Below are 26749 nucleotides of genomic sequence, written 5' to 3'. Positions count from 1 at the left end.
ACGGATTCAGGGCCGCCATAGGCGCCACTGCGATTTATATTGTTTATACGGCCGCCGTGGCCCGTTCTAATTGGGCCTCTTTAAGGCCGCTTTATTGGACGTGCTCGGGGTTTGTGCTTGATGAGTTGGATCGTCTCCATAGCCGCCATTTTGCAGATCTTGCTGCTTCTCTATGTCGCCACCATGGACGTCGCGACACGCATAATCAGCAATGAGATTTGTCTGGCCCTGGCGATCCTCGGGATCGCCGGTCATTTGACCAATCCTGCTGGCATCGCCGGGTCGCTCTTGATCGCGACGGTTCTGTTTATGGTGCTGTTCATTGTCTACCGGCACGGATCGATCGGCGGGGGCGATGTCAAGTTGCTGGTCGCGCTGGCGCTTGGTCTGCCGTGGATGGGCGTCGTTCAGCTGCTGACGATCACGGCTTTGGCGGGCGGCGTTCTTGCCCTGGTGCACGTGATGATGCGGAGCCTGCCTCATCCCAGCGTAGCGCCAGCCGGATCATCGCTGCCGCGTCGCGTCTATGCGGTCGAGCGCTGGCGTCATTTGCGGCGTGCGCCGCTTCCCTATGGCGTCGCCATAGCCTGCGGCGGTATCGGAGCGATTTTGAACAGGGGTTTTTGATATGTCATCGGCTTTGCGGCTTTCGATTATTGCGGTGTTGCTTCTCGCGATCACAGCGCTGGGCCTCATCGCGCTCAACCTGAGCACGCCCAAGGCAACGGCGACGACGGAAGTCGCGCAGCCGGTCGCAAAGGTCGTGGGATACTATGTCGCGGCGCGGCCATTGCCGCGAGGGACCTTGGCCCGTGACGAAGATTTCGCGGTGCGCTCGGTGCAGGCCGATCATGTTCCGGCGGATGCGATCCTGGAAACGCCCGACTCCAAGGCTTCGCTTGCCGGTTCGCTCGTGCGCAAGTTCGTCGAGGCCGGCCATCCGATCAACCTGCAAGACATTGTGCGCCCTCAGGATCGGGGTTTCCTTGCGAGTGTGCTGGCGCCCGACAGTCGCGCCATCAGCATCAAGGTCGACGAAGAGTCCGGCGTCTCGGGTCTGATCAGGCCGGGCGACCAGGTGGACGTCCTGCTGACCCAGGTGTTCGAGAAGGCGGACCCCTCACGTCGCGCGCTGACGGAAACCGTGCTCCGCAACGTCCGGATCATCGCGATCGACCAGGAAATCGCGCAGGGTGGGCGAGGCATCGCCACCACCATGGGCAAGCCCGCCCAGACGGTGTCGCTGGAGCTCACGCCTGAGCAGGTGCAGAGAATCACGGTTGCCAAGCAACTCGGAAAGCTCTCGCTTTCGGTCAGGGCCGCCGTCGACAAGCGCGATAATGCCGATGCTGGCGTCATGTCGAGCTGCGATGTGTCGCCGGAGCTCGCCCGCCAGAATGCCCTTGCCGGCCAGACCACTGCAGTGGTGCTCTATTCCGGCGGCGAAGCCAAGCAGTTCACGGTCAGGAAGCAGGTCACAGGCGTCGGCAATGCAAGCGTCAACTGCGACGGATTGCCGGATGTTGCGCGTCAGGCCGCCGTATCGGCAGGTGCTGGCAATTCGGCGGAGAAGCGATGATGATGAACATGGCAGTCGTGAATCCGCTTGAAACAGCATCTGTCGTCACGCGCGACCGCATCGTCTGCTTCGTCAACGACGAGGACAGCGCCGCGGCTCTGCGCAAGGGTCTCGACGGCGCCCACTTGTCGCTCAGGCGCGGCACAATTCGCAACGCCGTACGGATGCTCGAGACCGACACGGACCTGTTCGCACTGGTCGCAGACATCAGTGGGTACGACGATCCGTTTGCCGAGTTGGAAAGGTTGGCCAGCGTCTGTCCGCCCGATGTCCGGGTCGCATTGATCGGAGAGAGCAGGGAGATCGGCTTTTACCGCGAGCTCATGGACATCGGCGTGACCGAGTACCTGCCGCGGCCGCTGACGCGGGACATGGTGCTGGATCTGCTGCGCCCGAAGCTGCTCGGCGGCGAGGCGCCGGCCCAGCCGGATCGCGGCGGGCACGTGATCTCGATCTGCGGCGCGCAGGGCGGAGCCGGAGCGACAAGCATCGCCATCAACCTCGCGCTGCAGCTGGCGGAGACGACGAAGGCCAAGGTCGCGCTGCTCGATCTCCATCTGCAGAACGGCGAAACTGCCGTGATGCTGGGCGTTCGGCCGGGACCGGGACTGCGCATCGCGCTGGAAAATCCGATGCGTGCGGACACGCTGTTCCTCGAGCGCTCGGCAATTGAAATCAACGATCGGGTCAGCCTGATCTCCGCGGACGAGGAGCTGGATGCGCAGCTCAACATCACCGAAGCTGGCGTGAGACATGTTCTGGGCTTGCTGCGTCAACGGTTCAACTACATCGTCGTCGACGTACCCGTCCCGTTTCCTCCCTCGATCTATCCGGTGATCAGTCTTGCTCGTCACGTCCTGGTGCTGCTGGAAGCGGAGGTGACGGGTCTCCGTAACGCGCACGCGCTTCGCACCGCCGTCACCAACATCGCCGGCAAGGACCGGGTCTTTACTCTGCTCAACCGCGCCAATCGTGCCGGCGGTCTTCCCAAGGCGACGATCGTCAAGGCCCTGGGCGCCGAGCCGGACATGGTGATCCCTGATCTCGGGAAGGGGATGACCCAGGCGGTCAACCTCGGCATTCCCGCGCTCAAGCACGTCTCGGCACTGCGGCGTCACCTCAAGCCAATCGTGCGGGAGATCACGGGCGTCGCCGGCGAGCGCAAGGGACGGCTCAGGAGGTTGCTCGGGCTATGAAAAAGTTCGGGAGACGCCCAGACGAGTCGCCCATGGTTGATTTGTCCGCGCTGACGTCGAGCTTGCGCGGGTCGACCGAAAACGCGGCTTCGCCGACCGTGGATGCGCCGGCATTGACAGCGGACGCTCCTTCGCCTCCGGACTTGCCCGCACCGGCCGCTCGACCTCCTTCCCTGAGTCCGGGTTCGCCTGCACCGGCGCCGGGCGTCACGCCGAGGCGTGGCAACGAACCGTCCCTCCATCATCCCGTGATGCTCAACTCGCTGCGGGACCGGGTCATGGAGCAGATCGATCCGTCGGCGGCGGCAACCGTTTCGCGCGACGTGCTGCGACGCCAGATCGAGGAAATCATCCACGGGATCGCCAACGACGAGCGGCTGGAGCTGTCCGGCCGCGAGCAGATCCAGCTGGCGGACGATATCGCGGATGACATGACCGGATACGGGCCGCTCCGTCCGCTTCTGATCGATGAAACGATCAACGACATCATGATCAACGGTCCCAGCAACGTCTATGTCGAGCGGAGCGGCAGGCTGGAGCGGGTCGCCGTACGCTTCCGTGACAACGATCACATCACATCGGTCGCCCAGAAGATTGCCGCGCAGGTCGGGCGGCGTGTCGACGAATCCAGTCCCATGGTTGATTGCCGCCTGCCCGATGGCAGCCGCGTCAACATCATTCTGCCGCCGCTCGCGATCCACAGCCCCTGCATCTCCATCCGAAAATTCCCGAGCCGTCGTCTGGATATGGCTGGCCTGATAGCGAACGGCTCGATGACGCCGGCGATCGGAAAATTGCTGGAGATCGCCTCGCGGGCGCGGCTCAACGTTCTCGTGTCAGGAGGTACCGGCTCCGGCAAGACGACGCTGCTGAACGCCATGAGCCAGTTCATCGATCACAGCGAACGCATCGTCACCATCGAGGACGCGGCGGAATTGCAGCTTCAACAGCCGCACGTGATCAGCCTGGAGACCCGGCCTCCGAGCCTGGAAGGCACCGGGCAGGTGACGCAACGCGATCTGCTCTGGAATGCCCTGCGCATGCGTCCCGACCGCATCGTCGTCGGCGAAGTCCGCAGCGCCGAGGCATTCGACATGCTGCAGGCAATGAACACCGGCCATGACGGATCGATCTCCACGGTGCATGCCAACAGCACCCGGGATGCCCTGACCCGCATCGAGAACATGGTGCAGATGGGGCAGGTCAATCTGCCGACGCGGGCGATCAGGTCGCAGATTGTCGCTGCGCTCGACGTCATCGTCCAGGTCGAGCGCATGCGGGACGGCCAGCGCCGGATCATCCAGGTCAGCGAAGTGATCGGTCTCGAAGGCGAAGTCATTACGACCAACGACATTGCGGCTTTCGAGTATCAGGAAGAGGACACTCACGGCCGGATAATGGGAACCTACAAGTCGACCCACGCGCTTCCAAAATTCAAGAGCCGTCTTGCCTATTACGGGCTTCAGCAAGCCTGGTCCGATGCAATGAGACAGATATGATTCCGAACTACGTGATCGCGATCGTCCTGGGCCTGCTGCTGTGCGCGGCACTCGTTACGCTATGGCTCGACAAGCGGGAACGGCGCATGAACCGCCAGCTCTCGGTCGCTCTGCAGACCGCGCCGACCGCCGGCCTGACCTCGATCCGCCGGGCTGAAACCGGGGCCCGCTCGATGCTGCTGTACCGTCTGGCGAACTACAATCCGGACATCGCCTACGTCCTGCACCCGATCTATGTGCTGCTTGCGGGTGCGCTCGCCGCGTTGGCTGTGTTCTATGCCAATCAGCCGTTCGGGTTTTCCAGTTCCAACGTGTCCATCGCGGCTGCGATCGTCGCGGTACTGGTGGTGCGTGGTCTGTTTGGATGGCAGCAACGGCGGTTCGCCAATCGCCTCTTCCGGCAGCTGCCGGATACGATCCAGCTGGTCACAAGCACGGTCCGTGCCGGTCTGCCGGTCAACGAGGCATTCCGCACGATCGCTCGCGAGATGCCGGAGCCGACCGCGGGTCAGTTCGCCATCGTCTGCAGCCAGATTGGCCTGGGCGTGGCCCCGGAGGACGCTGTGGAGGCCGTCTACCGGCGTACGCAGGTTGCGGAGTACGCGATGTTTTCGGTGACGCTTGCCGTCCAGTTGAAATCCGGCGGCAGCTTGGCCGAGACTTTGCAAATCCTCGCGGAAACCGTGAGCCAGCGCGTCGCACTGGCCGCCCGCGCGAAGGCGCTTGCGGGAGAGGTGATCTTCTCCTCGCGCGCGCTTTCGTTGTCGCCGGTGATCATTGGTGGGTTGCTGTACGTGATCAATCCGCAATCGATCAATCTTCTGTTTCTTGATCCGACCGGCAACATGCTGCTGGCCTACGCGGTCGGCTCGGTCCTTCTCGGGCATTTTGTCATACGCTGGATGATCCAGAGGGAGACGTCGCTATGACTGCCGGCGCGAGTGTGGCAGCCCTCATGGTCATCGCCGTCGCGGTGACGTTCCTGTTGGTGATCCGCGAAATCCACATTCGCACGCTGAACGCGCGCGTCTCGAATGCGGTGCTCGGCATTTCCGATCGGTCGACGCGGTCCCAGGGCATGGTCGGTTGGTTCTCGTCGATCGGCATGCGGTACCGAAAGTTCTATGCCGAGGAGAATCTCGACGAACTGCGGACCGTTCTGCAATCGGCCGGATTCAACCATCACCGCGTCCTGCCGATCTGGATCGGCGTCAAGATCGTCAGCATGGTCTTGTTCCCGATCGTCTTCTTCCTTTTCGCGCAACTGTCGGGATGGGCGCCGGCCAGCGTGCTGATGATCGCCCTCTTTGGCTTGGCCATCGGGATCATGGGGCCGCGGCTGATACTGCTGGTGATGAAGCGGCGTTTCGATGCCGCTATCCGGTCGGGCACGCCCGATACGATCGACCTGCTGGTCGTGTGCGCCGAGGCGGGCATGGGCCTGGAAAGCGCCCTGCAGCGGGTCGCCGAGGAAATGGGCGAGACCAATCCGGCCATCTCGCGCGTTCTGCGCGGTTTGCTCGACGACTTGCGGATCCTGCCGAGCAGAGCCGAGGCATTCGAGAAACTGGCGTCCACCTCGGAAGGGCTTCGCCGTTTCGGCATCATGGTCAGCCAGAGCCTGCAATACGGAACGCCGTTGGGCCAGGCGCTGCGCACCATCGCGGCCGACCTGCGGCGGGAGCGGATCACCAGCCTCGAAGAGCGCGCTCACAAGCTGGGTGCCAAGCTCACCGTGCCGATGGTGTTGTTCCTGCTGCCCGCGATGTTCGTCATTCTCGGCGGCAGTTCATTCTTGCATCTCATTCGTTCCTTCAAGGGACTCTAGTCACGAACGAAGCGTCATGAGTGAAGTTCGGACAGGCAGGCACAAGAGCGGCAAACGCTCTTTCGTTGGCGATCAGCGCGGTGCTGCCGCGTTCGAAATGGCCATTATCTATCTTGTCCTGGTGTTCAGTCTGCTGCTGCCGTTGGCCGATCTGGCGATTGCCGGCTTCCGGTTCATTTCGGCGCAACAGGCGCTTCGCGACATGGGGCAGCGGACCCAATATTCCCCGCCGGCGGACGTCACCGACTCCTCCGTCATCAGCGCCTGGAAGAGCGCGCTGCCCGCGACGATCAGCGGATTTACGATTACTCCGCGGATATACTGCGGTGCTCCTCCCGACAGCACGGAGGCTCCCTGTACTTCGGGGGCGGCATCGATCGTGAAATACTACACCTTCTCGACCACCTTTACCTTGACGCCCATGGTGCTTGGCTCGGCATTGTGCACGTCCTGTACCATCACTTACACCCAGCGATTTCAGTAGGAGGACGCCGTGCGCAAACTGGCTCGCTGCCGACGCGGTTCCGTCGCCTTCGCAACGGTGATTGCGCTGGTACCGCTGATCGGGTTCATCGCTCTCGGCGCCGAGGCGGGGTCGTGGTACGTGACCAAGCAGAATGCGCAGAATGCCGCCGATGCGGCGGCCTATTCGGGCGGCTTGTCGGTGGCATGTTCGCTGAACTCAATAACCGATAGCGACTGCGACAGATCGCAGGATTACATCTACCGCGGCAAGCAAATGGCCGCGCAGAACAAGTTCTGCAACTCCAGCGGCGATCCCGTCTATCCGGGCTCGAATTGCGGTACGGCGCAGGCAAATACCACGCAAACCGTGTTGATCGATCGAGGAACCTACTCTGCCGGCACCTGGACCAGCTCGGCATCCGGCATGCATGTGCTTGCGACCGTGGCGCAGCAGCAGCCGGGATATCTTGCGCAGATACTTGGCATGTCCAGCGTCACCATCCGGTCGTCCGCGGTGGTCGAGATCCAGAATCCAAAGCCGATATGCGCGTTTGGATTGGGACCTGGAAACGATGCGCTCACGATCGGCGGCAGCAGCGCCATCACCGGCACCGGCTGCGCGATGATGTCGAACACCAACGTCAAGTACAACGGCACCGCGAGTTTCAGCGGCTCGGGCTGGGCTGTGAATGCGGTGGACGGTTGCAAGGCGTCATCGGGACATTGCGCCCTGACCGGTGCGGGATACAATTACAACACGCTTACCGCAAAGAATCCGCTATCCGTGCTGGATTCGAAATCGTTCAATTCAACGACGGGCCCCGTATTAACCGCATGCAACGCGCAGGGCAAAGTGACCAACGGCAACACCTGCAACTTGACTCCAAACGCCGGTAGCGGGGTCTACGGTAACCTGACGGTGAATTCCGGCGGCACGTTGAATCTCGCAGCAGGAACATACTTTTTCTACAACGCAACGATCAACTTTGGCGGCACTGTCACCGGCACGGACGTAACGCTCGTCTTGCTTGGGGACAGCTCAAATCTCACTATCAGTGGCGGCACCGTCAACCTTTCCGCGCCCACGACCAATTCGTACGATAGTGACCTCAATGGTATCCTGATCGACGATCAGGCAAACAACACCAACGCGAACAAGATTGCAGTCAACATAGGCGGCAGCAATACGTCGACCCTGGGCGGTGCGATGTATTTCCCGCATGCCAATGTGTCGTACGGCGGTACGGCTCAAAGCGCGAATACACAATGTACGGAAGTGATTGCCGCTTCTCTCACGATCAACGGCAATACCTATTTGAGTTCGTCCGGTTGCACGTCCAACACCTTGGGCAAAACCAAGGTCATTGCGATGGTACGTTGATGAAAAGGCTCGACCAGCGCGGCTCGGCAGCGTTCGAGTTCTGCCTCGTCGCCGTGTTCTTTTTCACATTCGTGTTCGCGATCTTCGATCTCGGACGCTATGCGATCACCATGCAATTGTTGCGCACGCTCGCCAGCGAAGGCGCTAGAGCGACGATGATTCAGTGCTACACGCCTCAGGTGACGCAGAGTTTGTCGCCGTCGGGCTGCACCAGTGTCAGCACCTACTACACCAGCACCTACCTGACGTCGGTGACGAACATCATGGGGCTGACGCCTACATTGAGCGCGAGCGACAGCGGTTCCGCGCTGACCATTACGGCGTCTCTGCCCGGTTTCGCCATGATGACGCCGCTGTGGAGCGGATTGAACTCGACGCCGACGGCGAGCACGTCGATCCCCTATTAGGGGTTGTAATGGGATACCGTTGCCCGAATCGCGTCTTTTGCGAATGCCGCGCCCGCCGAGTCCAGAGGGGTCTTACGAATTTAACGGAAAAGAATGTTATTTGCGGCCCAATAAGCACGAGGGGAACTAGCCGCCGGCGGATGGAACCCAGGGGATCGGGTTCCGCAAAAGTGGTGCTTGCAAGCAACATTTGGCGACTTTCTCGCGAATTGACGTGGGATATGAGGGCTCTCGCCTTGCGGCGGATGCGCCCGGCGGACGATGATCGCAATGCAGGGAGTCTGGGGACATAAACCCAGGCTGACGATTTTTACGTAGACGATTTGTGCAACCCCGGGTCGTTCGGGGGAGGGTTGTTGACCCGCCAAGTGTGCGTTGCGGGATGGCCGCGGATCGCGGCGAGGGGGACTGGAATGGGTGGCGTCCGTATTTCGACGCAAGGGAAGGCAAAGTTCGCGGCCGTGAGCGCGCTGCTGCTTGGTGCCGTCCTTGTCGGTCCCTGTGTTGACCGTGCCGACGCGGCCGATCGGCGGAGCTCCGGCGGGGGCGTCTTCGTCAGCGAAGCGAACGACGTCCAGCGGATCAAGGTGACCGTCAACAAGTCGCGCACCTTCAGGGTCGAGACTCCCTTTTCCACCATCGTGGCGGGCTCGACCGACATCGTCGACGTGAAGTCGCTGAGCGATCACCTGATCTACATCCAGGGCAAGCAGCCCGGCACGACCAACGTCATCCTGCTCGATTCCTCGATGAGACAGATCGGCATCCTCGATGTCGAGGTCACGATCGACATCGGCAATCTGCAGCAGAACATTCAGTCCTCGACCGGCATCCGCGGCATCCGCGTGACGGCCTCCGAGGGACAGGTGATCGTGGGCGGAACGGCCCCCGATGCGGTCGCCGCCCAGCGCGCGATGGAGATCGCGCAAAGCACAGTTCCGAAGACCAGCGTCGTCGTCAACGCCATGAACGTGGCGGGGCCGCAGCAGGTGATGCTCGAGGTTCGCTTCCTCGAGGTTAACCGGTCTGCCGGACGTGAGCTCGGAATGAATCTCTATGGTGCTAATGCAAACGGAACGAACATTGGCAATACCGGGCTTGGCGGGCCCAATTCCATCAATACCAACAGCGGTCGCGTGGCGTTGCCGAACACGGGCCCGCCCGCAGGCTCGATCCCTCTGCTCGGCACGGCCGGCACGTTGGCGGCGACGGTAACGGGAGCGCCCGCTGTCCCGTTTGGGAGCCTCCTGACCAGCATCCTCCGAACGAGCAGCGGCGCCTCCATCGATTTGCTTGTGACAGCATTGGAAACGAAGGGGCTGGTACGTCGGCTCGCCGAGCCAAACCTGATGGCGCTGTCGGGTGAAGCGGCCCGGTTCCTGGCCGGCGGCGAATTCCCGGTGCCGGTGGCTTCGGCGCCGCCCGCTAACGGCGCGTTGGCGACTGTTTCGATCCAGTTCAAGACGTTCGGTGTTGAACTGGGCTTCGTTCCCACGGTGCTTTCGCGTGGCGTGATCAATCTGCGCGTCGAGCCGTCCGTCAGCGAACTCGATTTCACCAACGCCGTCACGATCGCCGGTACGACGATTCCCGCCCTGACCAGCCGCAACGCCCGGACCACGGTCGAGTTGCGTGACGGCCAGAGCTTTGCCATCGCGGGCCTGCTGCAGACCCGTAACCGGCAGGATATCTCGCAGTTGCCCTGGATTGGGTCGGTGCCGGTGCTTGGGACATTGTTTCGTTCGTCGTCCTACCAGCAGCAGGAAACCGATCTCGTCATCATCGTGACGCCGCGCCTTGTCGCGCCGGCGGCGCCCGGCCAGCCACTGGCCTCGCCGCTGGATTCGCGCATGCCGGCCAATGACGTCGATTTCTTCCTCAACGGCCAGATGGAAGTGAAGAAGCGCTACAACGACTACGTCAGTTCCGGTGGTGAGCTGAAGGGACCGTATGGCCACATCATCGCGCCCGAAGCGCGCCTGCCCGCACCGCCGCCGGTTGTAACCGACCAGCCCGTCGTCAAGACACTCAATTAAGGGGCGACCGATATGACATGCACGACGTTACTCGCGGTCTTCACGCTCGGGGCTTGCAACGGCCTGGCCGGCAACGACGAGATGGACCGCTACTTTCAGCGGTCTGACACCATTACGCTGAGCGCCGGCGACGCCAAACAAGTCAACGCCGCCATCCACACGATTCATCCCTGGCCGAGAGGTGTCGGCGATCGCAGAATTGTTGTTGATGCGGCGAAGACCAGTGGTGCTATCAGGCGCTATCGCAGCGGTAACCAGCCGCGCGATCCGCTGCCGGCGTTTGGCGGAAATACGCCGGCAACGGGACATCCTCCAATGGGGGTCGCCGGTGCGACGGGGGCTATTGTGGACGCAGGCGGCATCGTCGATGTAGGCACGGCTGCGGCCACTGTGGGCGCAGGTCCCACCCGATGATTTTGATGATTGATTTGTTGCCGGTGGTGCGACGGGGATAATGGTTATGGGGCGCCTTCTTGTATGGCTGGCCTGCGCCGTGCTGGCGACAGCCTTGGCGGCTTGCGAAACGGTGCAGGAAGCAACCGTCCGCGACGCTGCCGTGGTTGCGCCCGTTGCTCCCGCCGGTCCTGACCCTGTCCAGGAACCCACGGACGTCAAATACTATCCCTCCGACGAGCCGGTGCGGATGGGCCTCGAGCATTTCAACCGCGGCAACTTCGGCATCGCCAATCGCTATTTCCGGGACGCCGTCGAAAAGGCGCCAAAGGACGTAACGGCCTGGATCGGGCTTGCAGCAAGCTATGATCGGATCCGCCGCTTTGATCTCGCCGATCAGGCTTATGCGCAAGCGATCCGCCTCGGCGGCGAAACCGTGCAGGTTCTGAATGACCAGGGCTATTCGTACATGCTGCGTGGCAACCTGAATGCGGCACGACGGAAGTTCGAGAAGGCATACTCGCTGGATCCGGGCAATCCGGTCATCGCGAACAACCTCGAGCTTCTCAACGGCAGTCGGCAGTTCATCGAGAGGCCGCCGAACAATCAGCCGTGAATGTATCGGCCGTGGCCGATATTCAACGCGGTCGTTCAGCGATATAGATATCCGCGATGTTCGAACGTGCGACGCGCTCGAGGCCCGTTGCTGCAATCGTGCTCTCGCAAGTGCCATGGATGTCGACGACGACGTCGAAATGGTCGCGCCAACGCGACATGATATCGACCCACGGCACGGGCGCATCCGCCATCAGTTTCGACTGTCCCGAGGCTGAAAGCCACTCGGAGTTCACGATGACCTGCGGTGCGGCCGCGATCGCCGGGTCTTTCGCGCGCACAGGCTGCAGGCCCTGTCCGGCGAACAGCATGTTCACCTGTGCGCGTCGGTCGATGGCGGCGAAAGTCGAAAGGTTGTGCTCGAAGTAGATATTCGGATCGCGACAATCCGGTGGCGCCACGGCGAGCACGCTCGAGCCGGTTGGAATGGCGGAGAACGCTGTCCGCAACTCCACGATATCCGCGTTATAGGCGCTCCACGTTGGGATCAGCAATGCAAGCCGCACCAAAGCGAAGGCGAAGACGGCAATCGAAACCGCTCCGGCCAGACGCCCTGGCGTCGGCACACGCGTGACGGTCGCGGCCAGCGCCAGGTATACCCAAAGCACGACGAGGCGTGCATCTACCAGGTTCGCCGTGCTCAAGGAGGAAGGCGCGCAAACAGCGACGACAAAGAAGCCGAACACGGTGAGCCTCGCAGGCGTTGCAATGGCGATGAAGCGCATGACTGCAAGCAGCAGGACAAGCAACCCGAGGCCCCATTTATGGTCGAGCGGGAGGCCACCAAAGAAGGGCGCAATGACGATCCAGGACTTGTCGCTCGCGATGACATAGCCTTGCGGCAGTTGCGGCATCGACCAGACGAGGGCCAAACCAGCCGCGACGTAAAGCGGAGATCGCAGCGCGCGCAGGAATGCCGGCTTGAGCGGCTCGCCCGGACGTGGCGTGGCTTCCAGCAGTCCGAAAATGACGCAGAAAGCGGCGAGCGCCAGGATGTGACAGAAGAATAACGCGACGGCCACGGCGTTCATCACCAGAAGATCGCGCGCGATTTGCCGGTGCGTCTGGGCGATCCACCAGGCAAGTGCGATCAGCGCGACACCGATGCCCAATCCAAAATTGATCAGCCCCACCGTTGTTACGAGATTGTAGCTGAGAACTGGCGCGATGAGGATTGTCGGCGATGGTTCCCGCGCCCATACGCGATGCAAGGCCCAGGCGCCGACCGCCGGCAGCCAGAACGCCAGGATGAAGGCGAGCCGTGCGACCGACTCGGGACTTAACAGCGGCGCCAACGCAACGTAGATGAGATCGATGCCGAGGTTGGGAAAGGCACCCCATTGGACGACGTAAAAAGCGTTGAGCGGATCGGACGCCGGCATGGTGAGAATAGTCAGCCGAGCCCAGTGGTTTACGAGATCCACCGTGCGCGGGATCAGGAAAAGCACCGGTAGGGTCATTACCACGAGCAGGACAAAATAGGCCGTCCGCAGGTCGAAGGCCGTGGTCCATTTCGTTTCCCGCTTCGCCTTTATCTCATTTCCCACAATAAGACCCTTGCAAAACTCGCTGAACCGGGAACGACTGTCACCGAACAAAGGTGTCCTTGTCCGGGGCGTTAACTCCCCCGCTAACATTGCACCAAGATCGATTGCTTTCACCCTCCGTGACGAAATAGGATTACCGTCGAAATTATTTCAGAACGAACCACCAGAGGGCCGCATCATCGACGGCGCCTCTGGACCTCAATTTGGGGGCTCTTCGACCGATGAGAGAGGGCCGAGTCAGTCAAGTTGGTGGACCCGGCCCAAATTCCAGCAGCAAATGGGCGATGGGCGCGCGCTTCATCCTTTACGGGCTGGCGATCGTTCTTGTCCTGATGACTGCCTCGCTCTCCGATTGGCAGGCAGGGCAATTCAGGCACCTTCTCGATTTTGACGCCTTCTACATCGTTGCGCAAAGAGTCTGGCTCGGCGACGTCGCGCAAGTCTACTATTTCGATCAGTTCGCAAAACTGCAGATCGATACCATAGGCCGCGACATCAACATTTTCGGGTACTGGACCTATCCTCCCCAGTTCACTCTGCTGGTCGCTCCCTTGGCGCTGCTTCCGGTCGGCGCTTCATATTTTCTGTTCGTCGCGGGCACGCTTGGCTGCTATCTCCTGACATTGAGGGCCATCTCGAGAAGCTGTTTCGCTCTGGTGGTGATTCTGCTTGCGCCGGTCCTGCTCCTCACGCTTTTCGGCGGTCAAAATGGCTTTCTGACCGGCAGCCTCATCGGCGTTACCTGCCTCGCCATGGAGCGGAAGCAGATCGCCGCCGGATTGGGCCTTGGCATGATGGTAATCAAGCCTCATCTTGCGGTTGCTATCGGGATTTATGCGTTGCTCGCGCGTCGCTGGATCGCCGTCATGACTGCAATGACGGTCATCCTTTTGAGCTCGATCCTGTGCACCTTGCTGTTCGGGGTCTCAATCTGGAGTGCGTTTCTCACGAGTGCACACGAGTCCGCCGTGTTTCTGGGAAGCGGACGCTTCGATGTTTTTCGCTCGATTTCCCTCTATGCGATCATGCGAACAGTCGGTTTTTCTGCTTCATGGGCATTTCTGGGCCAAGCGGCCGTTGCCGTAGTCGCGCTGTCGGTTGTCGCCTTCGCGATCTATCGCGACTTTCCGGCGCGCTGGTCCCTGGGCATTTCGGCCGTCGCCACGCTGTTGATCAGCCCATACGCCTACGACTACGACCTGCCAATTCTCGGTGTAGGAATGGCCCTGTTGCTGCCGGATCTGACGCGTCTGGCAACAGGCGGCGAGCGCGCTGCAATCTATGGCCTGACGTTCATGTCAGGGTTCTACGGCTTGTTCCAGATTTTACGGCTGACCATTCAAGACGGAAAATCGATTGAACAGCCCGCGTTCGACGGTTTGTTGCTCGTCACTCTGCTCTGGCTCATAGTGCGAGTATTATTGCGAGGCGCAGACGAGACCCGCCGCAATCCGCGGAACGGGGCCGACGTGGATACCTGACGTCGGCGCAGGTCTGGAGCATTTGAATACCAATAAATTCGGATTGTCGAAATACCTTTTCAAGAGAGCCTATAATTAAAGCGGTTTCAGCCGCCGGAGCCGGCGCGACCACCCGGGAACCTTAAGACTAGCTCAACGTTTTTGACGTATGGCTTGTCCTATGAACCGGCTCTTTAAATTGCAGTTTTTGGGACCGCTGGCGCTTTTCACCACCACGCTCTGCGCCGAGTTGGCTGCGCGCGCTCTCGAATACGCCCCGAGCTCCCAGGTTCTCTGGTTCATCAATCTCAAGCTGTTCGGCATTTTTCAGCGCAGCGACGCGTATCTGAGTTACTTCGTCAGCATTGAGGGATTTCAGCTCTTCGGACTTGCGCTTCCGATCTTCGTGCTTGCCTGCCTCGGGCTCGTTGCCCGGTCGCGGCCGCTCTTCACGATCGCAACGCATCTGAGTGCTGCTTACGCGGTTTTTCTGGTTGCATCCTGGCAAGTCGGCATGCCCACTGTCAGGCAGGCGTCGCTTGGAGCGATCGCCGTCCCGTCAGGTGGCCTGTTCGTGATGGCGACCATTCTCGGCACCTGCATGTTGTCCTTTGCGATTACGCATCTGCTCTATTTCCGTGCCGTCCATCAGGAAATCGGAGCTCTGGTTCATCGGCTGCGAGGAGCTCGTATCGTCCAGGCGCCCAACTAATTCGTCGTAAAACCCTTTGGCGTGACGGCATTTTGCGGTCTCGCGATGTGCATTGATTGAAGCTGCGGGTCGTGAATTGCGACCGTGTCCCGGAAGATGGCCGAGGATCGAGGGCGCTCGAATGCAGCGCCCGATCTTGACAAACATTAACGCAGAAATAACGTTCCCGCCCCGTCGCGTTGAGACCGACCGCACTTTGTTCGGGTTTGCCGAAGGTAGCAGATGAGTACAGATAAATTGCAGGCGTTGAGCGATACCATTGCCGGCATACTCAACGAGCCGCCATCACCCGTTACTTATTTTGACGTTGAGCCGCACGACGGGAATGCGGCCGGCGAACGCGCAGCAAGCGCTTTTGGCGGTCCAGCGCATGTCGATGAGGCTCCGAAGGGGAGCTTCGGAAAGCTGAGTTCTCGCGAAGCCGGCGTTTCGCGAAATCCGCCGCCCGACGCGCACATCGTCCGGCCCCATGAGAACGAACGCGCCAGCAGAGCCTCCGAGCAGCCGCCATCGAAGCTGGAAGCCGCAAGCCTCCGGCCTGACCCGCAGACGCTAAACGCCCAACGCTCCGCCGCGTCAAGCAACCGGATTTCACCGCGACGGTGGGGCTTGTTTGCGCTTGCAGGCGTCGTGCTGGCCGCAGGAGCAGGTGTCGCCGCTGTGGGCTGGCTGGGCTCGCCCGGCGATGTCGCCAAGGCGACCTCGCAAACCTCGCCCGCAGCCGTGGCCGGGCCGGGGTCTCTGCCGCCGGAGTTGACCCCGCTGCTCCAATCGATGTCGCGCGATATCGCAAGCCTGAAAAAGGAGATCGAGCAGCTCAAGCTTAATCGCGATCAATCGATCCGCGATAACGCAAGTCTTGGCGAACAGCTCAAGGCCAGCCAGGACCAGGTGAGCCGCGCCGTTGCCCGGCTTTCCGATCAAGTGAAGGCCGGCCAGGAGCTGGCGGAGCGCGACAATGCGAGTGCCGTCGAGCAGATCAAGGCGGTCAGGGATCAGCTGACCCGTCTTGAGCAGGCTGCGGCGGCGAAGAGAGTGACGCCTCCGCCGCGGCTCGCGGCTCCCGCTGCGCCGGGTCCCGCGGCAGCCGCCTCGTCGCCGCAGGCCGCAGCTCAGCCGGCGGCCGCAAAACCGAAGCCGCCGCCGACTGCGCGGCCGACTGCGCCGGCGGCCGCGTCCACGCCCGCGCCTGCGCGCTGACCGCCGGTTTCTCTGGCAAGCCGGGCCGTCCCGGCGCCCGGAACCGACCCGAAATTACGGCAGTATGGTTCACCGTAGTCGAACGGAATCCACATGGCACTTCAGTACCGCTAGGGTGCTGATGCCGGGGCTGGCATTTCATCACGGACACCCATTTCAACCGGCAAGGGGCCGCTCTATGAGCGGCCCCTTTCAGTCTGAGCGGGCAGAAAGGAAGCCCGCCTCCGGCAAAATAGCGCAGTGGAGGCGGGCCAAGGCCGTTTGCGGCGCCGGTCCACCCGGGGCTGGCTAGGGGGCCCGTCGCTCGCGATGGAACCGTAGCACCATGGAACCCGAGCCGAAATCCGCAGGAATACCGAAACAACAACGCCGCTCGCTTAAATAGTCGCGAGCGGCGCTGCGCCAGCCCCGGGAGGGTCATGCAAAATCCCGGATTTAAGGACTTTAAGCCGGGTTTGCGAAGATTCGGTGCACAAATTTATGCTCGTAAATGCCGAAAAAGTAGGAAGTGCCCCGAGCGTGCAATGGCGCCGAGCGGGCCGTTTCGCAAACTCCGGTCGCCGTTTGCCGAAATCCGACAGGCGCATTAGCCTTTCCTGAATTTTTCTCTCGCACTATCGGGAGACGCGCAATTGCAGTGCTGAGTCGCTTCGACTGCGGCCGAAGCCGCTCCATTTTTGAAAGAGCTTCTCGCGTGCCGGCAGGCCAAGTCTGTCCTGGCGAGCAATCAGCGAGCGGCGGCATGATTGAAGATTTTAACCCAGGCTTCGACCAGGTATGGCTGGTTCACCGCAACCCGAAAAACGTGGGACTGCACGTATCGAGTTCTCGCGCGGCGTCGACGTGCACATCGTGGCGATCGACGGGACGTGGAGCCGTCAGTGTCAGATGACCGACGTGGCCGAGGCCGGAGCAAAGCTCAGGATTGAAGGATCGATCGAAGGGCTTGCGCTGAAGGAGTTTTTCCTGCTCCTTTCGACGACGGGCGCCGCCTTCCGCCGCTGCGAATTGGCCTGGATCAACGGCGACCATATCGGGGTTCACTTCCTGCGCGGCAAGAACTTGAGCAAGGGGTGAGTCGTCGTGGAGGAGCGTCGCAGGCAGCAGCGCGCGACAGTCGACGAGGTCGCATACATCGCCGGCGATGGATCCAGCATGCGATGCCGCGTGGTCAGCCTTTCCGATCATGGCGCCGCCATCGAGTTGGCGGACAAGGTCTACGTCAGACCCCGCATCAAGCTGATGCTGGAGAAGGATCGCATCATCCGGGATTGCCGTGTCGTCTGGTCCAGCGGAAATCGTATCGGTGTTGAATTCCTGGACTGAGGATCGCGATCACGGCCGGCGATGCGCTGCATGCCGGGTCGTGCTCCTCAAGACCGCCATTGAGGCCGAGCAAAGGGAGCCGTGCCGGTGCCAGGGAAGCCCTGGGCGTCCGCGCCGATCACGTTTTTATTGGCAGATTTAATATTTAACGACCAAGATTTAGGCTTGCATCAGGGGGTGGCCTGGACAAATGTGACTGATCCATAGGCACATTTAGCCTTCGGGTAGCGAGAGAATAGTCGTATCGATTTTTTGGATTTTGCGAATGAGGACGCTCTTAATCATTCTCGGCATTTGGTTGCTGATTAACGTGCTCTTCGTCGTCGTGATGATCCCGCCGCGTAAGCCGCGGATGGCGAACGTTGCCGGCAGGGCGGGCGACGCCACGGCTGTCGCAGCCGGGATGAGCTCGGGCACGACTGAAGCGCGGGACGAGAGCGTTTTGCTACGGCATGTCGTCATCGCAATTGCGCTCGGCGCATTCTTCTCGTTAACGCCGCCCTTGCTCGAAGCTTACGACGCGATCAAGGGATGGGTGAGCAGGCGCGGGCATGGATCGAAGAGCGACCGGGATGATCCCGGCCATGACGCGCAAGCGGGAGAGGGATGACGCGCCTCCGTCGCCTGCGCGGCGCTGGCGGCCGCGCAGGAGAGCACGATCGATCAGCTCACCAGTATTGGTTCATGCGATACGGCCGGGGATATTGGCCGCGGTAGTAGATAACTCCAGGTCCGGCGACCGGCCGGTGTCGAAAGCGCGAATTGGAGAGGTCGACGGCGATCGCTCGCACATCGTAGCCTGCAAAAACAGGATATTCGTAACCGAAGGCGTAGCTGTCTTCTGCAAGCGGCGCATACTGCCCATAGAAGGACGGGCCCTGGCCGTATCCAAACCCCCACGTATTTTCGACCGTGGGAAGGCCGCCCGTTCCCATCCGCGTTCCGCCAGCAACGGCCGACCCTGATGTCACGAGGGTGCCGATCCCAAGAAGTGCGGCAGCCGCCAGGATGGATGAAGTGCCTCGCATCGCGTTTCTCCTCTCACATTGGGTGTCAGAAACAGGAGTAGACGCACGTGAGCCTATCCGCTCTCGCGTGATAGCGGTAGCGGATAAGGGGGAGGTCAGCTGCTGTTCATGGACCACGCGGTTTGCGCTTGTGGTTCGGCGTCTGGACGGCGGTGAGTTAGCAGCTGCAAAAACGATAAGGCTTGCCTCGGTTAATCGGATCGATAGTCTTTGTTACTTTCGAGATGTTCATTTCAGCAGGGGCTTCGGGTGACAAACGATACCGCTGTTTTTGATGCGTTGCGCTTCGACCCACAAGAAGGCGAGATACCGACGGGGAGAATAGGCACCCGCGAGGCAATTCTTCGAGACGGTCTGCTTGTCGATCCATCCACGCTTGCTTATTGCCCGCATCAATGGATCGACGGCAGCGGTTACCTCGATCTCGATCTGACGCGACAATTTCCTTACGCGCTCGCGCTCTGATGGACCGGAGCGGTCAGTTCGGCCCAAGTACAGCGTCGATCTGACGGCTGTCCCTTCTGACGATGATGATGGCTCCGTTGCGGATCGCGAATCTCGCGCCGAGCAATTTGGGCACTTTTTCCGTGACCGGTGAAGGGAAGGGGATCGTCGCTCCGGGAAGCGGATCGCCAACCGCCGGCGCTGTGGAGGAGCCGACGCTAGGGGCGGGTTTGATATAGTCGCGAATGAGTTGAATCTCCTCCCGCGACAGAGCGAGAGGAGGCGCTTGCTGCGGATTGTCTGTTGTCCGTTTGCTGCGTTCTTCCCGCGCCTTTTCCTCGGCCTGCCGTGCTTTCTCTGTCTCAAACCGCAGAAGCCGCTCCTTCAGCGGCGACAGTTCTCGCTGCAGGGAGGAGATTTCCGTCTGCAGCGACCTGATCTGTCGCAGGGCAATCACGGCGCCGGCGCAGATGATGACGACCAGCAGGCTGATGAGCGCAACTAAAATTCCATTGACGTTGGTTTTACGGCTGACGGTCCGCGCTTTCGGCAGATCCTCCTCGAGGTGCCGCCGCCATAGCGCGGCCAGGCGATGCAGCGGCCGGGCAATTGCCTGCAGCGCGCGAGCTCGCCAGTTGCCATTGTCCGGCTCTGGATCTGGTTCGCGTGAGGTGAGGGGGCGGGCCGTTGTCGATGGCGGAGCCGCTACAGCTGGCGGAATTGCCGGTTCGGCAACAGCAGCGTTCACATCCAGCTCGGCAGGGCCCAGCTTGGCCACATGCCTCGGTGCGCCGTCGGTGCCGCCTGTCCTGGGAGCGTTCGAGCCTTGGGCAGAGTGGGGTTCGGTATCCCCGCGGAGATCAAGATTGAACATCTTCGAGCGCACTTCGGCGCCAACCAGATGATCGATGTTTCCGAGAGAGTTCGACTGATTTGGGAGGGCCCCGACGACCGAGCGGCCCGCCTCGGTGATCTCCAGGCTGTCGCCATCCACGACGGCCAGGCCGGCCTCAATCAGCTCGATTCCGGCGGAGACCTGTTCCTCGATCCGGTCTTCGACTTCACCATTCTCGTCATGCGCCTGCAGTTGCCGCTCGAGCTCGGCAAACGCAATCCGTCCGTTCGGACGACTCGCAAGTGCAGCAAGGATGGCGAGACTGGCTTGCACGGCGACCACGATGATCAGGCCAAAACAGGCGAAACGAGCGAACAACCGGACGGCGATCAACTATTCGCACGCCAGGGCCTTGATTGGAAACTCCCGCTTTGGCACTGTTGCGCATTAGCGCGTGAAGATCGAGGGCAACATGCCGAAATTGCTGGCCGCGACCGCCATTTCCCTGACAGTTATGTTCGTTTCAAGCGCCGCTCACAGCGGTCCCTATCCCTTCGGCGACGAGCCGTATCGTCTGGATTTCGGCCCCGCGCCGCAGATCGACGCCGGCTGCTGGAAGTGGAACTGGCAGCAGTATCAATGGAATAATTACTGCCCGGTCTACGTTCAGCCCAAGGCCTATATGCACCCGAGGTCGCAGGGAGCCGTGCTGCGCACCAAGGGCTGATCAGCCCGCCTCAGGCGCTCCTCGCCCCAGAGCGTTTTCCGGCGAAGTGGGTACCGGTTCGCGCCAAGAAAACGCGTCAAAACAAAGAATCTAGAGCCCCGTTCCGATTCCATCGGAACGGGAAAGGCTCTAGCGGGCGAGGGTGCAGGCGACTTGGCTATGTTTGCCGAAGTTCAGCAGGGCATTCTCGCGGAAGCCGTCGAGCCAGATGCCCCGTCCGGCGTAGCGATACCCGACGCCCATGGGAACCAGCCGGACATGCGCGCCGCCATGGCGTCCGGTGTGCAGAGATGCCGTAACAACCTCGCCGACGACCGAGACCGCGATCGGGCAAAGCGGATATTGCTTGCCGTTCTCGCAGACAAACACCAGTTCGCTGCAATTTCCGACCGCCGCGGGTGAGGCCATCAGGCCCAGATCGGCCGCACTGGCTTGGTTCGTACCGATCGCCAGACTCAAGAAGGCCGCTGCCCAAAGAAATCCGTTGAATCTGCTCTGCATCGCAGCCCCCAATAGCGAGAAATATTCGACTAAAAGAGCAAAAATGGCATCAAAGGTCAATCAGCGCGGCCTCCTTTCGGTGTGCGCGGACCACTCGCGGCGCGTCATCCCCAACGCTTCGCGCGGGGCGCTGGGGATCGGCCATTTCAGCTTTTCAGAAGTCCATTGCCGCTGCCGCCGTCGTTCGCGCGAAAACGTGTTTTGATGCGGGAGATTCTTGGTGAGCCCCGGATAAATCCGATTTAGCCCCGCGAGTTGCGGCTGGCCTTGCGATCACGCCGGGCGCATTTAGGTCTTGCCCGAATCCAGTGAAACGCAGTCGCGCTAGCGGCCGGTCCGTTAGGCGGTCGACTTCCCCCTGATCCCGCCGGCCCACTGTTACCGAAATGCCGCGGTCGCAGGAATTAATGGCGCGTGAACTGCCCGTTAAGCCTCGGCATTGATCTTCCGTAATGGTGCGTGGTTGACCGACCGTCCGACGCCGTGACAAGAAGTCGCGTGGGGAGCAGGTGTGGTCACGCGCGATTCGAAACAGCAGGTCGGGCAGGCGGGTTTTCCGTAATTTAACGGGCCTCTCGCCATGTTAATGTTTGCTTTACGACGGTGCCTGAACCTGAGGCTGTGCTTTTCGAGTGTGCGGCTATTCCTTGGGGAGCAAGCGAGCGGGTATGGAGACGATGACCACAGGCCGGCGTTCAATCCTTGCGACCTCTTTCGTTCGTTGTGGCGCTCTGGCGCTTCTGATCACCTCGATCAGCACTGTAGCCAAGGCGGATGAATTCCAGGGGCCGACCTTCCGCAAAGGTCTTTGGCACTTCGTTCGTACGCTCGATATGGTCGCTCATCGCAAGCCGAAGCACCGTTTGCTCGAGCGGGAGCTGACGGCCTGTGTCGATCCGACCGTCGCGATGAAGGCGACGTTCTCGTCTCCCTCGGTCGGCAGCTGCGTCTCTGCGAGACCCGAAAAGAAGAACAATCAGTACACTTTCGCAAACCGTTGCGATTTCATGGGCCCCGTCAGCACGGTGATCACGGTTCATAGCGAGGAATCCTACACCGAGCAGAACGAGCTCAGTGAGGGGCAGATGCCGAGAGTCGAGCTGGTCGTGGCGCATCGGATCGGCGATTGCGGTGCGGGCCCGGAGCAGAATTCCGGCGCGAAGACGCTGTCGCATTGACGCTGCGCCGCCGCACGGCGGCTGCGCAGTTTCCGCGTCGCAATGGCGGCTGGCCCTTGCGCCAAACCAGCAGACGCGGAAATATCGCTGCGTTCGGGGATGAGGCGTGTCATGAGGCCGTTGACCGGAATCTTCTGCTGTGTGGGGCTGTGCGCCCTGATTGATGCAGTGGCGGCGCAAGACACTCGGCCGGCCGCTGCAGACTCCAGCCTCGGCGAGCTGGTCAAGATCGACTCATTCCAGGCGACGCGGCGGGCCGACAATTACGGAATCGCCAGCTTTGTGCTGTCCAACGGCACCGACAAGAAGATCGACAGCATCGAGCTGACTTGCTGGATGGACGACGATCGGGAGCGCGCCACGAAAGTTCTGGTGTGGGCCAACCAGCCCGTTCCCGCGCGTGCGAGCTACCAGTTCAAGAACGTCAATATCGGCGTGGTCGGGCCGAACTCACGCAGCCAATGCGAGGTCACGCGGGTGGATTGAATTCAAGCCCGGTCGATGACGGACGCGTAATGTCAGTGCCGACCCCGCAATGATATTTAGCCCTAGATCTTCTGGCCGCCGGGGCCGGCGACGTTGACCGTAATCTTTTGAATCTCGGTCCGTCCGCCGGGATACTTGACTTCGATGGTCAGCGTATCGTCGCCGACAAAGTCCGGAGGCGATTTGTAGAAGGCGACGTAAGCCGGCACTTCCAGCGCAAGGCAGGCCTTGTAGTTGGTCGCCTTCACCTTACCGGACTTTACGACGACCTTTCCCGAGGTCGGCGAGGTCGCCAATCGGATGGTTGGCAGCGGGCCGGAGGTGCAATCGGGTCTGACGTTAACGTAAAGCCCGATTTGCGTGTCCTTGTTCGGCTGGGCCTTGACCGTGCGTTCGACCATCTGGGCGTCCGGCGCCGGCTGGTTCTGAGCGGCGGCGGCATGCAATCCAAAAGATCCGACCAGCACGGCCGTTACCAGTAGTTTCCTCATCCTTTGCTCCAGCTGCCGCGCCTCAGGGCCTGGAGCGACATGCGCCAAAACGGCGTTCATCTGGCCCGTTTCGCGACATATCGCGGCCGCGCGCTCCCTTTACCACATCCTGATCGAAAGTATTGATTAACCAAATAGTTTTCTTGACCCTCGCCGGGGTTAACAATAGCTTAAAGATACACTTCGACGTAAATTTGCTTGCAATTTTTCACTTCACGTCCTTTTGGCGGAGAGATTTCATGAATGAGCAATTTCGGGTTGCCCAGGTTACTGCTGGAAATTCGAACAACTCCTCGCCGCCACGTATCTTCAAGCTGACCAAGCCGTTCGCCGATCAGGCGGTCGTTTTGAACCTCGGATACGACCAGAAGGTTCAAGTCGACTTTTCGGCTATTGCGAACGAGAAGATTACGCTCGTTCATATCGGCGAGAAGCTGATCATTCTTTTCGACAATCACTCCACGGTGACGGTCGAGCCGTTCTTCGACTCCCGCCACGATCAACTCGGCAATCTCACCATCCAGGTTGCGCCGGGTCGCGACCTGACCGTCGCGGAGTTCGCCAGCGCCTTCCCGATCATCAATGATTCGTCCGTTCTCCCCGCAGCCGGCGGCTCGCTTGGTCAAAATAATGCGCAGGCGAGCGGCGCGAACTTCAGCGCTCCCATTGTCGATCCGCTGCCGCCGGTGCCCAGCAATATCCTGGCTGGCCCGGAGGATCTGCCGCGGACTCCAGATCAGCCGCCAACCGGTTTTATCCCGCAGACGCCGACCCCGCTGGCTCCGACGATTTCGCTGGGCACGCTGCCCGAGCTGGTCGTGGACGAGAGCTTCCTGACATCGGCGACGAACGGCATCGACGGCTCCACGCCCTTTCTGGCGAGCACGGTGGCGTTTGGCGTTTTGCCCGTCACGCTCAATGTGCCGGGCGGCCAGCAGTCCCTGACCTTCGCGCTGTCGATCAGTGCGCCGGGCGTGGACACCGGATTGATCGATTCGCAGACCGGAAATCACGTGTTTCTGTTCCTGGAGAACGGCGTCGTGGTCGGCCGCGAAGGCAAGGACGCGGCTGCAGCGGCCAATGGCCCGCAGGATTTCACGGTGTCCGTCGATGCCACCGGCAAGCTGACGCTGACGGATCTGCGCGCGGTGCATGAAGGCACGGGCGAGGATGGCGACATCAGCGAGGGCATCCATGTGCCTGCCGGTCTCGTCTCGCTCACGGTCACCGTGACGGACAACAGCAGTCAGAGCGCGAGCGCGAGCATCGACGTTGGCCCGCATCTGACGTTGCAGGACGATGGTCCGTCGATTCAGGTCGTTCTGGGGGGTGAGGAGCAGACGGTTCCGAACTTGGTCGTCGACGAAAGCAACCTGACGGCTGCGACCAACGACATCGACGGCTCGATCCACAATGGCAACAACACGGCGAGCGCGTTCTTCGGTAACCTGTTTCAGTCGGTGACCGGCGCGGACGGGGTGGCGGATTCCGAGCATCCGATCAGCTATGCGCTGTCGATCGATCCTTCCAAGTCGAGCGGCCTGGTGGACGCGCAGACCAGCGAAGCTGTCGTGCTGGTGATGAACGGCACGACGGTGGAAGGCCACACCGCGGCGAGCGACCTGCTGGTGTTCACGCTGTCGGTCGACAGCATTGGCACGGTGACGTTCACGGATTATCGCGCAGTGAAGGAGGCCGACGGCACCAGTCCGGACGGCAACGAAGGCGTCAGCCTCGCCAGCGGCGCGGTGACGCTGACGGGGACGATCACCGACAACGACGGTGATACGGCGAGCGCGAGCATCGACCTCGGCCCGCAGGTGACGTTCCTGGACGACGGTCCGTCGATTCAGATCGTCCTGGAGGGTGAGGAGCGACCGCTTCCGTACTTGATCGTCGACGAGAGCAACCTGACGGCTGCGACCAACGGCATCGACGGCTCGATCCACAATGGCAACAACACGGCGACCGCTTCGTTCGGCGCCATTTTCGCGGCGGTGACCGGCGCGGACGGTGTGGCGGATCCGCAGCATCCGATCAGCTATGCGCTGTCGATCGATACCTCCAAGTCGACGGGCCTGGTGGATGCGCAGACCAGCGAAGATGTCGTGCTGGTGATGAACGGCACGACGGTGGAAGGCCACACCGCGTCGAGCGACCTGTTGGTGTTCACGCTGTCGGTCGACAGCGACGGCAACGTGACGTTCACGGACAATCGCGCGGTGAAGGAAGCCGACGGCACCAATCCGGATGGCAACGAAGGTATCAGCCTGGCCAGCGGCGTGGTGACGCTGACGGCAACGATCATCGACAACGATGGTGACTCGGCGGCCTCGAGCATCGACCTCGGTCCGCAGGTGACGTTCCTGGACGACGGCCCGTCGGTGAAGGCGGCCCTTGCCAGCGAAGCGCAGGTGGTGCTGGACGAAGGCAACACGGATGCGGGCTCGCCGCCGACGAGCACGGCGGCGACCATCGACACCGGGGCGATCGCCAAGGGCGACGATCCGGATGTGACGGGAACGGGCTACATCGCGCATGCGGTGGACGTGTCGCTGGTGACGGCGACGCCGCAGTTCGGCGCGGACGGCCCGGCGGCCTCGGATGCGACGGCGTACAAGCTGACGGTGACCAATGCGGTGTCGGGTCTGTTCGTGACCGACGGCTCGGCGATCAGCCTTGTCGACGTGAACGGCGACGGCAGCGTGATCGTGGGCGTGGTGCAGGCCGGCGGCTTTGCCAACCAGGCCGCATTTGCGATCTCGATCAACGGCACGACGGGCGCGGTGACGGTCGAGCAGTATCTGTCGCTGCACCAGGACAGCGCGAGCGACACACCGGACGACGGGGTGTCGTTGAACGCCAACTCGCTGGCCGTGACGGTGACGATCACGGACGGCGACGGCGACCAGGCAAGCGCGCCGGTCGACGTGTCCGGCAAGATCACCTTCGACGATGACGGCCCGAAGGTCACGGCGACCCTGGCTGACGAAGCCCGGGTCTTGCTGGACGAGGGCAACACGGATGCAGGCTCGCCGCCGACAAGCACGGCGGCGACCATCGACACCGGGGCGATCGCCAAGGGCGATGATCCCGACGTCACGGGCACGGGCTATATCGCGCACGCGGTTGACGTGTCGCTGGTGACGGCGACGCCGGAGTTCGGCGCGGACGGTCCGGCGACCGCGGGGTCGACGGCCTACAAGCTGACGGTGACGAATGCGGTGTCGGGTCTGTCGGTGACCGACGGCTCGGCGATCAGCCTCGTCGACGTGAACGGCGACGGCAGCGTGATCGTGGGCGTGGTGCAGGCCGGCAGCTTTGCCACCCAGGCCGCGTTTGCGATCTCGATCGACGGCACGACGGGCGCGGTGACGGTCGAGCAGTATCTGTCGCTGCACCAGGACAGCGCCAG

The 26749-nt window shown here is 61.6% G+C and carries 28 protein-coding genes; 23 read left to right on the top strand and 5 right to left on the bottom strand.

Translation table 11 applies throughout. The annotated features are described in order from the left end of the window. The first annotated feature begins 120 nt into the window (after positions 1-120). The 12 genes from JQ603_RS37045 to JQ603_RS36990 all read left to right on the top strand — a co-directional run bounded on the left by JQ603_RS37045 (position 121) and on the right by JQ603_RS36990 (position 11400). Positions 121-627 (top strand): A24 family peptidase, encoded by a 507-nt coding sequence (locus tag JQ603_RS37045; RefSeq protein ID WP_212348263.1) that lies wholly within the window; start codon positions 121-123, stop codon positions 625-627. A gap of 34 nt (positions 628-661) precedes the next feature. After that, positions 662-1579: a Flp pilus assembly protein CpaB gene (gene cpaB / locus JQ603_RS37040; protein WP_349630777.1), complete on the top strand. Its 918-nt coding sequence runs from the start codon at positions 662-664 to the stop codon at positions 1577-1579. Then, positions 1576-2775, top strand: a complete 1200-nt coding sequence (locus JQ603_RS37035) for an AAA family ATPase (protein ID WP_245004126.1) — start codon at positions 1576-1578, stop codon at positions 2773-2775. Before cpaB ends, JQ603_RS37035 begins: the two co-directional genes overlap by 4 nt. Continuing rightward, positions 2772-4274, top strand: a complete 1503-nt coding sequence (locus JQ603_RS37030; RefSeq protein ID WP_245004125.1) for a CpaF family protein — start codon at positions 2772-2774, stop codon at positions 4272-4274. Before JQ603_RS37035 ends, JQ603_RS37030 begins: the two co-directional genes overlap by 4 nt. Then, positions 4271-5203 (top strand): type II secretion system F family protein, encoded by a 933-nt coding sequence (locus JQ603_RS37025; protein ID WP_212348256.1) that lies wholly within the window; start codon positions 4271-4273, stop codon positions 5201-5203. Before JQ603_RS37030 ends, JQ603_RS37025 begins: the two co-directional genes overlap by 4 nt. Beyond that, positions 5200-6102: a type II secretion system F family protein gene (locus tag JQ603_RS37020; protein ID WP_212348253.1), complete on the top strand. Its 903-nt coding sequence runs from the start codon at positions 5200-5202 to the stop codon at positions 6100-6102. Before JQ603_RS37025 ends, JQ603_RS37020 begins: the two co-directional genes overlap by 4 nt. A 16-nt stretch (positions 6103-6118) precedes the next feature. Then, the gene (locus JQ603_RS37015; RefSeq protein ID WP_212348250.1) at positions 6119-6586 is read left to right on the top strand and encodes a TadE/TadG family type IV pilus assembly protein; all 468 of its coding nucleotides are present in this window, start codon (positions 6119-6121) and stop codon (positions 6584-6586) included. A gap of 9 nt (positions 6587-6595) precedes the next feature. Further along, positions 6596-7948 (top strand): pilus assembly protein TadG-related protein, encoded by a 1353-nt coding sequence (locus JQ603_RS37010; RefSeq protein ID WP_212348247.1) that lies wholly within the window; start codon positions 6596-6598, stop codon positions 7946-7948. After that, positions 7948-8355, top strand: a complete 408-nt coding sequence (locus JQ603_RS37005; RefSeq protein ID WP_245004124.1) for a TadE/TadG family type IV pilus assembly protein — start codon at positions 7948-7950, stop codon at positions 8353-8355. The genes JQ603_RS37010 and JQ603_RS37005 overlap by 1 nt, the downstream gene beginning before the upstream one ends. Positions 8356-8768: 413 nt before the next feature. Further along, positions 8769-10391: a type II and III secretion system protein family protein gene (locus JQ603_RS37000; protein WP_212348243.1), complete on the top strand. Its 1623-nt coding sequence runs from the start codon at positions 8769-8771 to the stop codon at positions 10389-10391. Between the two features lie 12 nt (positions 10392-10403). Then, a complete protein-coding gene (locus JQ603_RS38230; protein WP_245004123.1) occupies positions 10404-10805 on the top strand; it encodes a hypothetical protein in 402 nt (133 codons plus the stop codon). A 79-nt stretch (positions 10806-10884) separates the two neighbouring features. Beyond that, positions 10885-11400, top strand: a complete 516-nt coding sequence (locus JQ603_RS36990) for a tetratricopeptide repeat protein (RefSeq protein WP_349630776.1) — start codon at positions 10885-10887, stop codon at positions 11398-11400. A 22-nt stretch (positions 11401-11422) separates the two neighbouring features. Here JQ603_RS36990 and JQ603_RS36985 read toward each other — a convergent pair whose 3' ends face one another. After that, positions 11423-12997, bottom strand: coding sequence for a hypothetical protein (locus tag JQ603_RS36985; RefSeq protein ID WP_212348240.1), 1575 nt, complete (start codon positions 12995-12997; stop codon positions 11423-11425). 233 nt (positions 12998-13230) lie between these two features. Here JQ603_RS36985 and JQ603_RS36980 point away from each other — a divergent pair, with 233 nt between their 5' ends. From JQ603_RS36980 to JQ603_RS36955, 6 genes are all read left to right on the top strand, one after another. Further along, a complete protein-coding gene (locus JQ603_RS36980) occupies positions 13231-14427 on the top strand; it encodes a glycosyltransferase family 87 protein (protein ID WP_212348237.1) in 1197 nt (398 codons plus the stop codon). A gap of 160 nt (positions 14428-14587) precedes the next feature. Next, a complete protein-coding gene (locus JQ603_RS36975) occupies positions 14588-15118 on the top strand; it encodes a hypothetical protein (RefSeq protein WP_245004121.1) in 531 nt (176 codons plus the stop codon). A gap of 609 nt (positions 15119-15727) precedes the next feature. After that, complete coding sequence (locus tag JQ603_RS36970) at positions 15728-16318, top strand: hypothetical protein (RefSeq protein WP_212348231.1); 591 nt, start codon at positions 15728-15730, stop codon at positions 16316-16318. 777 nt (positions 16319-17095) lie between these two features. After that, entirely contained in the window at positions 17096-17395 is a 300-nt protein-coding gene (locus tag JQ603_RS36965; protein WP_212348229.1) for a PilZ domain-containing protein, read from the top strand. A gap of 6 nt (positions 17396-17401) precedes the next feature. Then, positions 17402-17644, top strand: coding sequence for a PilZ domain-containing protein (locus JQ603_RS36960; protein WP_212348226.1), 243 nt, complete (start codon positions 17402-17404; stop codon positions 17642-17644). 310 nt (positions 17645-17954) lie between these two features. Continuing rightward, the gene (locus tag JQ603_RS36955; RefSeq protein ID WP_271580514.1) at positions 17955-18254 is read left to right on the top strand and encodes a hypothetical protein; all 300 of its coding nucleotides are present in this window, start codon (positions 17955-17957) and stop codon (positions 18252-18254) included. 58 nt (positions 18255-18312) lie between these two features. Here JQ603_RS36955 and JQ603_RS36950 read toward each other — a convergent pair whose 3' ends face one another. Next, positions 18313-18672 carry a hypothetical protein gene (locus JQ603_RS36950; RefSeq protein ID WP_212348223.1) on the bottom strand — a complete coding sequence of 120 codons (360 nt, stop codon included), beginning with the start codon at positions 18670-18672 and terminating at the stop codon, positions 18313-18315. 249 nt (positions 18673-18921) lie between these two features. Here JQ603_RS36950 and JQ603_RS36945 point away from each other — a divergent pair, with 249 nt between their 5' ends. Further along, complete coding sequence (locus JQ603_RS36945) at positions 18922-19137, top strand: hypothetical protein (RefSeq protein WP_212348220.1); 216 nt, start codon at positions 18922-18924, stop codon at positions 19135-19137. A 13-nt stretch (positions 19138-19150) separates the two neighbouring features. On the opposite strand, the gene JQ603_RS38225 is transcribed toward JQ603_RS36945, so the two are convergent. Continuing rightward, the gene (locus tag JQ603_RS38225; RefSeq protein WP_245004120.1) at positions 19151-20344 is read right to left on the bottom strand and encodes a hypothetical protein; all 1194 of its coding nucleotides are present in this window, start codon (positions 20342-20344) and stop codon (positions 19151-19153) included. Positions 20345-20423: 79 nt separating this feature from the next. On the opposite strand from JQ603_RS38225, the gene JQ603_RS36935 reads away from it, so the two are divergent. Further along, positions 20424-20678, top strand: coding sequence for a hypothetical protein (locus tag JQ603_RS36935; protein ID WP_245004119.1), 255 nt, complete (start codon positions 20424-20426; stop codon positions 20676-20678). A 129-nt stretch (positions 20679-20807) separates the two neighbouring features. Here the strand turns inward: JQ603_RS36935 and JQ603_RS36930 are convergent, their stop codons facing one another. Continuing rightward, a complete protein-coding gene (locus JQ603_RS36930; protein WP_245004118.1) occupies positions 20808-21239 on the bottom strand; it encodes a hypothetical protein in 432 nt (143 codons plus the stop codon). Between the two features lie 617 nt (positions 21240-21856). Between JQ603_RS36930 and JQ603_RS36925 the strand changes: the two genes are divergently transcribed. Both JQ603_RS36925 and JQ603_RS36920 read left to right on the top strand, forming a co-directional pair. Further along, positions 21857-22357 carry a hypothetical protein gene (locus tag JQ603_RS36925; RefSeq protein ID WP_245004117.1) on the top strand — a complete coding sequence of 167 codons (501 nt, stop codon included), beginning with the start codon at positions 21857-21859 and terminating at the stop codon, positions 22355-22357. A gap of 111 nt (positions 22358-22468) precedes the next feature. Next, entirely contained in the window at positions 22469-22843 is a 375-nt protein-coding gene (locus tag JQ603_RS36920) for a hypothetical protein (protein WP_212348214.1), read from the top strand. A 62-nt stretch (positions 22844-22905) separates the two neighbouring features. Here JQ603_RS36920 and JQ603_RS36915 read toward each other — a convergent pair whose 3' ends face one another. Next, positions 22906-23334: a hypothetical protein gene (locus tag JQ603_RS36915; protein WP_245004116.1), complete on the bottom strand. Its 429-nt coding sequence runs from the start codon at positions 23332-23334 to the stop codon at positions 22906-22908. Between the two features lie 239 nt (positions 23335-23573). On the opposite strand from JQ603_RS36915, the gene JQ603_RS36910 reads away from it, so the two are divergent. Then, positions 23574-26749 (top strand): DUF5801 repeats-in-toxin domain-containing protein (locus JQ603_RS36910; protein ID WP_245004115.1); only part of this gene is annotated, 3176 nt, incomplete at its 3' end.

Origin of the sequence: Bradyrhizobium liaoningense (assembly GCF_018130825.1) — a bacterium.
Classification (GTDB): Bacteria; Pseudomonadota; Alphaproteobacteria; order Rhizobiales; family Xanthobacteraceae; genus Bradyrhizobium; species Bradyrhizobium liaoningense_B.
Note: the sequence above shows the minus strand (reverse complement) of the source record. Positions and strands in the feature narration are given on the sequence as shown.

Bases quoted from the DNA above. Each gene is read 5' to 3' on its own strand.
- JQ603_RS38230 (WP_245004123.1), top strand. From the start codon at position 10,404: ATGACATGCACGACGTTACTCGCGGTCTTCACGCTCGGGGCTTGCAAC.
- JQ603_RS37025 (WP_212348256.1), top strand. From the start codon at position 4,271: ATGATTCCGAACTACGTGATCGCGATCGTCCTGGGCCTGCTGCTGTGC.
- JQ603_RS36975 (WP_245004121.1), top strand. From the start codon at position 14,588: ATGAACCGGCTCTTTAAATTGCAGTTTTTGGGACCGCTGGCGCTTTTC.
- JQ603_RS36915 (WP_245004116.1), bottom strand. From the start codon at position 23,334: ATGAGGAAACTACTGGTAACGGCCGTGCTGGTCGGATCTTTTGGATTG.
- JQ603_RS37045 (WP_212348263.1), top strand. From the start codon at position 121: ATGAGTTGGATCGTCTCCATAGCCGCCATTTTGCAGATCTTGCTGCTT.
- JQ603_RS37030 (WP_245004125.1), top strand. From the start codon at position 2,772: ATGAAAAAGTTCGGGAGACGCCCAGACGAGTCGCCCATGGTTGATTTG.
- JQ603_RS36980 (WP_212348237.1), top strand. From the start codon at position 13,231: ATGGGCGCGCGCTTCATCCTTTACGGGCTGGCGATCGTTCTTGTCCTG.
- JQ603_RS37035 (WP_245004126.1), top strand. From the start codon at position 1,576: ATGATGATGAACATGGCAGTCGTGAATCCGCTTGAAACAGCATCTGTC.
- JQ603_RS36965 (WP_212348229.1), top strand. From the start codon at position 17,096: ATGGCTGGTTCACCGCAACCCGAAAAACGTGGGACTGCACGTATCGAG.
- JQ603_RS36920 (WP_212348214.1), top strand. From the start codon at position 22,469: ATGAGGCCGTTGACCGGAATCTTCTGCTGTGTGGGGCTGTGCGCCCTG.
- JQ603_RS37005 (WP_245004124.1), top strand. From the start codon at position 7,948: ATGAAAAGGCTCGACCAGCGCGGCTCGGCAGCGTTCGAGTTCTGCCTC.
- JQ603_RS36935 (WP_245004119.1), top strand. From the start codon at position 20,424: ATGCCGAAATTGCTGGCCGCGACCGCCATTTCCCTGACAGTTATGTTC.
- JQ603_RS37015 (WP_212348250.1), top strand. From the start codon at position 6,119: ATGAGTGAAGTTCGGACAGGCAGGCACAAGAGCGGCAAACGCTCTTTC.
- JQ603_RS37020 (WP_212348253.1), top strand. From the start codon at position 5,200: ATGACTGCCGGCGCGAGTGTGGCAGCCCTCATGGTCATCGCCGTCGCG.
- JQ603_RS36925 (WP_245004117.1), top strand. From the start codon at position 21,857: ATGACCACAGGCCGGCGTTCAATCCTTGCGACCTCTTTCGTTCGTTGT.
- JQ603_RS36950 (WP_212348223.1), bottom strand. From the start codon at position 18,672: ATGCGAGGCACTTCATCCATCCTGGCGGCTGCCGCACTTCTTGGGATC.
- JQ603_RS37000 (WP_212348243.1), top strand. From the start codon at position 8,769: ATGGGTGGCGTCCGTATTTCGACGCAAGGGAAGGCAAAGTTCGCGGCC.